The organism is Actinomadura livida (genome assembly GCF_014648675.1).
In the GTDB taxonomy this organism is placed as follows: Bacteria; Actinomycetota; Actinomycetes; order Streptosporangiales; family Streptosporangiaceae; genus Spirillospora; species Spirillospora livida.
Map to the genome: position 1 here is coordinate 533,010 of NZ_BMRO01000005.1, position 6,557 is coordinate 539,566.

Consider the following 6,557-nt stretch of genomic DNA (forward strand, 5'->3'; position numbering starts at 1 on the left):
ACACCCGCAGGTTCTGACACCCGCACGGAGCCGATCCGGCCGACTGCGCGGGCCGACATCCGAAGGAGCAGCCGGCGATGAAGGCCGAGCAGATCACCGACCCGGTCGCCTACCACGGTGAGGGGCCGGTGTGGTCCGACGCGTGGGGCGGCCTCAGGTGGCTGGACATGCTGGCGGGGGACGTCCTTTCCCTCGCCTCGGACGGGACGGTCGCCCGCCGCAACGTCGGCACCGTCGTCGCCGCGATCCGCCCCAGGCGCCGGGGCGGCGCGGTGCTCGCCGTCGAGCGCGGCTTCGCCCTGGAGGACGCGGACGGGGCCATCACCTCCATGCCCCCGCTCTGGAACCACGACCGGGTGCGCATGAACGAGGGCGGCTGCGACCCGGACGGCCGGTTCTACTGCGGCTCCATGGCCTACGACCAGCGGGAGGGCGCGGCATCGGTGTACCGGCTCGACCCGGACGGCTCCACGGCGGTCGTCCTGGACGGCGTGACGATCTCCAACGGCCTCGAATGGAGCCCGGACGGCGCCCGCGCCTACTACGTCGACACCGCCACCGAGCGGATCGACGTCTTCGACTACGACCGCGAGCGCGGCCTGACCGGCCGCCGCCCCTTCGCCGCCGCCCTGCCCGGCCCCGACGGCCTGACCGTGGACGAGGAGGGCGGCGTCTGGGTGGCCCTCTACAACGGCGGCTCCGTGCGCCGCTACGCACCCGACGGCGGCCTCGACCAGGTCGTGGACGTGCCCGTCTCCAAGGCGACGGCGTGCACGTTCGGCGGCCCCGGACTCGACCGGCTGTTCATCACCACGTCCCGGGAGAACCTTGACCCCGGCGCCGAGCCGGAGGCGGGCGCGCTGTTCGCCTGCACCCCAGGCGTGCGGGGCGTACCGGCAAGGGAGTTCGCGGGGTGAGCGGCACAGGTGGCGACGAACAGACGCTCGTCATCCTCGGAGCGCGAGGCGACCTGGCACGCCGCCTGCTCCTCCCGGGCTTAGGCGGGCTGGTCGCGGCATCCTCCCTGATCGACCTCCACCTCATTGGCAGCGACCGCGGCGAATGGACCGACGCCGAGTGGCGCTCCCACGTAGCGGACGCGTTCGCAGACGGCGACGCCCGCGGCCCAGCCGTCGACACGGTCATCGACAACGCCCGCTACATTCCCGGGGACGCCACCGACGAGGACGATCTCCGCCGCCTGATGGAGACCAGCCGCGGCCGCCTGACCCTGTACTTCGCGCTGCCTCCGGCGGTGATCGCCGAGTCCTGCCGGGTGCTGGCCGGGATCGGCGTCCCGGACGGGACGCGCCTGGTCCTGGAGAAGCCCTTCGGCACCGGCTCGGGCGAGGCGGCCGAGCTGAACGAGGTCCTGCACGGTTTCGTCCCCGAGGACCACGTCCACCGCGTCGACCACTTCCTCGGCATGTCGACCGTGCTGAACATCCTCGGCGTCCGGTTCGCCAACCGGGTGATCGAGCCGCTGCTGACCGCCGAGCACGTCGCGGCGATCGACATCGTGTTCGACGAGACGCTCGGCCTCGAAGGCCGCGCCGGCTTCTACGACTCGACGGGCGCCCTGCGCGACATGGTCCAGAGCCATCTGCTGCAGGTGCTGTCGTTCGTGGCGATGGCCCCGCCGAGCACCCTGGAGCCACTCGACGTGCGGGACGCCAAGGCGCAGGTACTGCGCGCCACCCATATCTGGGACGACGACCCCGCGCGGTTCAGCCGCCGCGCCCGCTACACCGCCGGCGAGGTCGACGGCCGCCCCCTCCCCGGCTACGCGGACGAACCGGGCATCGACCCGTCCCGCGAGACCGAGACACTCGCGGAGGTCGTGTTCGCCGTCGACACCTGGCGGTGGGCGGGCGTGCCGTTCCGCGTCCGGTCGGGGAAGGCGATCGGGTCGCCGCGGCAGGAGGTCCGCGTCACGTTCAAGCACCCCCCGCACGTCCCGGCGGGTCTCACCGGCACGGCCGTCGACAACCGGCTGCGCATCGGCATCGGTTGCCGGCGCCTCGCGCTGGACCTCAACGTCAACGGCCCCGGCGACCCGTTCCACATCGAGCACGTTTCACTCGACGCCGGTTTCGACCCCGGCGACCTGCTGGAGTACGGCGAGGTGCTGCGAGGCGTCCTGCGGGACGAGAAGCCCCTGTCGGTGCGCGGCGACATGTCCGTCGAGTCGTGGCGCATCGTCGAGCCGGTGCTGGACGCCTGGCGCGCCGGCCGCGTCCCCCTCGACGAGTACCCGGCCGGAAGCAAGGGCCCGGACGCCTGGGAGCCCCTGGCGACCTGACCGGGTCCACGGCTCAGCGCAGGCCGAGGAGCCCGATCGCGTTCTCCTTCATGATCAGCGGACGGACCTCGTCCTTGATCTCCAGCTTGTCGAACGCGGCGATCCACCGGTCCGGGCTGATCACCGGATAGTCGGAGCCGAACAGCACCTTGTGCTTCAGCAGCGTGTTCGCCTGCCGGACGAGCTGCGGCGGGAAGTACTTCGGCGACCAGCCCGACAGGTCGATGTACACGTTCGCCTTGTGGGTGGCGATCGAGATCGCCGCGTCCACCCACGGCACCGAGGGATGCGCCATGATCATCCGCAGCCCGGGGAAGTCGGCGGCGACGTCGTCCAGGAGCATCGGGTCGGAGTGCCGCAGCTTGATCCCCCGCCCGCCCGGCAGCCCGCCGCCGATCCCGGTCTGCCCCGTATGGAACAGCCCGATCACGCCGAGCTCCTCCAGGGCCTCGTAGAGCGGGTAGAACGCGGTGTCGTTCGGCGTGAACCGCTGCAGGCTGGGGTGGAACTTGAAGCCGCGCACGCCGTACTCGCTGACGAGCCGCCTGGCCCGCTCGACGGCGTCCGGGGCGTGCGGGTCGACCGAGCCGAACGGGATGAGGACGTCGCGGTGCCGCACCGCCTCGCGTGCGATCTCCTCGCTGGACAGCCCGGGATGCCCGAGCCCGGTCGTCGCGTCGACCGTGAAGACCACCGCGGCCATGCCGCGCGCCCGGTAGTACTCCGCGAGGTCGGTGACGGTCGGGGTGCGGTTGTCGTCGGAGCGGAAGTACTTCGCCGAGGCGTCGAGCAGCTCTCCGTCCAGCGCGTAGTGGCCGTGCCCGTCGCTCTCCACGTGCGTGTGCACGTCGAGGGCGACGATCGCGTCGACGTCGATGGCGGGTTCGTAGCGCGTCGTCATGCCACCATCCTGGAGCGCTTCCCCCGCCGACGAAAGCAGATGAGCAGGGCCCTTCATCGGCCGGCCTTTTGTGCCAGTCTTCGCCAACCAGCACGGCGACTGGCGCGACGAGTACCGCAGGCAGGTCGCCGAACTCCACGCACCCGAACGCCACGCGTACGTCGCGGTCGCCGAGGCCGAGGACGGCATCGCGGGTTACGTGGCGTGGACCGTCGACCCCGCTCGCAGGAACGGCGTCGTGTCGCACCTCGCCGTCTCGGCCGCCCAGCGCCGGAACCACGTGGGCAGGGCCCTGTGCGAGCACGCCTTCACGCAGATGCGGGCCCTCGGGGCCGAGGTGGTCGAGATCGGCACCGGCGGAGACGACGCCTTCCACGGCCCCGCCAGGGCCCTCTACGAGAGCCTCGGCTGCACCCCGGTGCCGGTGACCGTCCACTACCGGGAGCTCTGACCCGGCGAACGCGGCATGGCCCCGGCTATTGTGCCAGCTAACACTGGCTTGATTGAATGGCCGTAGACCGTGACCGCCTACCCCCGGGAGTCCCGGCATGAAGTCGTCCCTCCTCCTCCTCCGGATCGCCGCCGCAGGTCTGCTCGGCGCGGGCCTCGTCGCCGGACCGTCGACCGCCGCCTCGGCAGCGGAACCGGCTCCGCTCCAGGCGGCGTCCACGCCATGGCTGTGGCCGCGGAGCGGGCTGGAGGCGGTGTCCGCCACCGGCGCGAACGACGTGTGGGCCGTCGGCTACCAGGGCTACCAGGGGATCGACTGGTCCGTGCCCTTCTGGGGGGCCGGCACGATCCACGTCCTGCCGCCGAAGCCCGCGGTGGTCCGCTGGACCGGCTCGTCCTGGCGGACCTACGACCCGCCCGGTGGCGGCGGCGACGCGGTGCTGCAGGACGTCAAGGCGAGGACCCCGTCCGACGTCTGGGTGACCGGGACGCTCCGCCCGCACACGCAGCAGAGCGCCCCCTACCTCGCGCACTGGGACGGGACGCGCTGGCAGCAGGTGCAGGGGCCCGACGAGTGGTGCGCGCCGCGCACCCCCGCCGCCGACTCCACCGGCGCCTGGTTCGGCTGCGGCAACGACCTCTACCGCTGGCAGGACGGCCAGTGGACCCTCCAGGAGACCGGCCGCCCGCCCAACGCCTGCTGCGTCGCCGTCACCGACATCTCCGTGGTGTCGGACGACAACGCCTGGGCGGCGGCCACCTGGGGCCTGCTGAAGTGGGACGGCCAGACGTGGAGCAAGGTCCCGGACTTCGACAGCGGCTACCGCTTCACGCGCGTTCTCGCCGCGTCCGCCGACGAGGTGTGGGCGGTCGGCCTCCACAACACGGGCGGTCTGACGTCCGAGCAGGTCATGTTCCGCTGGGACGGCCAGACCTGGCAGGAGATGGCCCCGCCCCCGGGCGACGAGGCCATGTTCAGGACCGGTGACGGAACCATGTGGGTGCTGGCGGGGTACTTGCGCCAGCTCTACCGCCTGGACGGCTCGTCCTGGACGCAGGTCACCGTGCCCAAGCCCGACGACGGCCGGATCACCGGCGCAACCGGCGTCCCGGGCAGCCCGGAACTCTGGGTCGTCGGCAAGACCCCGAACGTGCCCCTCGTCATCAACAACCGCTGACGGCGCACCCGCGAGGTATAACGAAAGACCCCTCTCCTCGCGGCAGGTGAGCCATGCCAGAGCCCCGAACCCGGGAAGTCGGTTACCTACGCACGAACTCGCTGCCGAGACCAAGCGTCATTGCGGGATACCACCGCTGGTACTCGTACAAGCCGATGGAATCGGTCGACGAATTCCTCGGCAGGCAGAGGTACGTCGCGGTAGACGATGACCTCCACTGGCGGTTCCACTCGCCCATCGCCCCGTTGCAACTGCGGGCTCCGGCCGCCGACGTGGAGCGCTGGCTCGACGCCACAGGCACGCTGGTCGAGCGGGTCATGGAGGTGAATCGCCAGGACCACCGGGCCGCCGTCCGGCTGAAACCCGCGCTGACCCCGATGTGGCGCCGGATCCTGTGGAAGATCCGGCCCAAGGCTAGCCGCGCACGGATGCGCAGCGAGTACGAGGCCGTCCACGACCGGCTCTACGGCGAACTGGCCCAGGCGTACGAGGCGTACGACGAACAGACTACGGGCTTGGTGGAGCGCGTCCAGGCGAAGCACCTGGCGGCGCAACGGGAGACGGAGGCGTTGGTCAGGCAGGAGCTCCGCGAGCGCGAGGAGCGGATCGCCACCCTGGGCGGCCCCGAAGACGCGGTCTGGGCGTACTGCGTGCTGGAGAAACCCGACGGGCAGCGCGACATCGAGATTTGGGTGCCGGCCCTTGACGACGACCCGCCCGCGCCGCCGCTGCTGGCGAACGTCACCGCCCGCGAGATCCAGGCCGAGATAGCCAGGGAACGCGACGAACGCCCGTACACCGCCGTGTTCTGGTCGCTCAACACGTCGGAGGCCATGCGGGAACGGCAAGGCGACGAGAACCCGTACCACGAAGACTACGAAGACGAAGCCGAGGCGAGGACCTGGGAGGAACTGACGGGCGAGCGAATCGAGCAGCTTCCCACCCCTCCGGACACCGGTCACGGCAGCGGCCCGACCGGCACCCACGGCCCCTCCAGCACCTACGGCAGCGACTACGGAGCCGGCGGCGACTACGGCGGCGGCGGATACACCGGCGGCTTCGGCGGCTCCTTCTGACCCGGCCATGGGAAGAGATACCGCCAAGCTCACGCGGTGTCCCCGAACGGCTGCGGGCGTCCGCGTGGGGGGCTCGATCCCGTCCCAGAACGGGATCGCGAGTGTTGAGGCGTGAAGGTGAGGCAGGACGTGGAAGAGTTTGGGTTCTACCTCACCCGGTCCACGTTCGCGCTCAGTGATCCCGGCGGCTCACGAGCCGGCCGACCTGCTGATCGCGAACGCTGCGCCCTGCAAGCGCGCCCATCCCCCTGTGCTCTGAGTAACGGAGGTACACGGGGAGAGTAAGCGCAGGCCGCGGGCGGCTTGGGAGATGGTGTTTGCGGTGGGTCGTCCGAGCAGAGGGGGCGGGACGACCCACCGCAACATGACGAGGCGAGGCGTCGCCGAGGCGGGTTCCTTGCCGGACGGTCAGTGCACCTCTGCGACCGCCCGAACGGCCGCCCGCAGCGCCGCGCGAGTCACCAGGAGGACGGGACCGCCCGGGTCCTTGCTGTCCCGCACCGCCACCACCCCGGCCGCGTCCGCCAGCTCGACGCAGTTACCGCCGTTGGACGTCGTGTAGGTGCTCTTGCGCCACTTAGCCTCGATCCACCGATGGTGAATCGAGGTCGATCTCTCGGCCATTTCGGTGAGGTGGTCGAGTTGTCGGG

General features: G+C 71.2%; 7 protein-coding genes. 5 read left to right on the plus strand and 2 right to left on the minus strand.

Going from position 1 to position 6,557, the window contains the following annotated elements; genetic code table 11:
- Positions 1-77: 77 nt before the first annotated feature.
- Together IEZ03_RS15240 and IEZ03_RS15245 are read left to right on the plus strand one after the other, a co-directional pair.
- Positions 78-917, plus strand: coding sequence for an SMP-30/gluconolactonase/LRE family protein (locus IEZ03_RS15240; RefSeq protein ID WP_184879155.1), 840 nt, complete (start codon positions 78-80; stop codon positions 915-917).
- Positions 914-2,302 (plus strand): glucose-6-phosphate dehydrogenase, encoded by a 1,389-nt coding sequence (locus IEZ03_RS15245; protein WP_229808295.1) that lies wholly within the window; start codon positions 914-916, stop codon positions 2,300-2,302. Before IEZ03_RS15240 ends, IEZ03_RS15245 begins: the two co-directional genes overlap by 4 nt.
- 13 nt (positions 2,303-2,315) lie before the next feature.
- On the opposite strand, the gene IEZ03_RS15250 is transcribed toward IEZ03_RS15245, so the two are convergent.
- Positions 2,316-3,203 carry an amidohydrolase family protein gene (locus tag IEZ03_RS15250; protein WP_184879158.1) on the minus strand — a complete coding sequence of 296 codons (888 nt, stop codon included), beginning with the start codon at positions 3,201-3,203 and terminating at the stop codon, positions 2,316-2,318.
- Positions 3,204-3,273: 70 nt separating this feature from the next.
- Here IEZ03_RS15250 and IEZ03_RS15255 point away from each other — a divergent pair, with 70 nt between their 5' ends.
- From IEZ03_RS15255 to IEZ03_RS15265, 3 genes are all read left to right on the plus strand, one after another.
- The gene (locus IEZ03_RS15255) at positions 3,274-3,654 is read left to right on the plus strand and encodes a GNAT family N-acetyltransferase (RefSeq protein ID WP_221480517.1); all 381 of its coding nucleotides are present in this window, start codon (positions 3,274-3,276) and stop codon (positions 3,652-3,654) included.
- Between the two features lie 97 nt (positions 3,655-3,751).
- Positions 3,752-4,831 carry a beta propeller repeat protein gene (locus IEZ03_RS15260; protein WP_184879162.1) on the plus strand — a complete coding sequence of 360 codons (1,080 nt, stop codon included), beginning with the start codon at positions 3,752-3,754 and terminating at the stop codon, positions 4,829-4,831.
- A 155-nt stretch (positions 4,832-4,986) separates the two neighbouring features.
- Complete coding sequence (locus IEZ03_RS15265) at positions 4,987-5,907, plus strand: hypothetical protein (protein WP_184879164.1); 921 nt, start codon at positions 4,987-4,989, stop codon at positions 5,905-5,907.
- Between the two features lie 408 nt (positions 5,908-6,315).
- Here the strand turns inward: IEZ03_RS15265 and IEZ03_RS15270 are convergent.
- Positions 6,316-6,557: DUF397 domain-containing protein (locus tag IEZ03_RS15270; RefSeq protein ID WP_308427973.1), on the minus strand; the 242-nt coding region annotated here is incomplete at its 5' end.

Bases quoted from the DNA above. Each gene is read 5' to 3' on its own strand.
- IEZ03_RS15240 (WP_184879155.1), top strand. From the start codon at position 78: ATGAAGGCCGAGCAGATCACCGACCCGGTCGCCTACCACGGTGAGGGG.
- IEZ03_RS15250 (WP_184879158.1), bottom strand. From the start codon at position 3,203: ATGACGACGCGCTACGAACCCGCCATCGACGTCGACGCGATCGTCGCC.
- IEZ03_RS15260 (WP_184879162.1), top strand. From the start codon at position 3,752: ATGAAGTCGTCCCTCCTCCTCCTCCGGATCGCCGCCGCAGGTCTGCTC.
- IEZ03_RS15265 (WP_184879164.1), top strand. From the start codon at position 4,987: ATGGAATCGGTCGACGAATTCCTCGGCAGGCAGAGGTACGTCGCGGTA.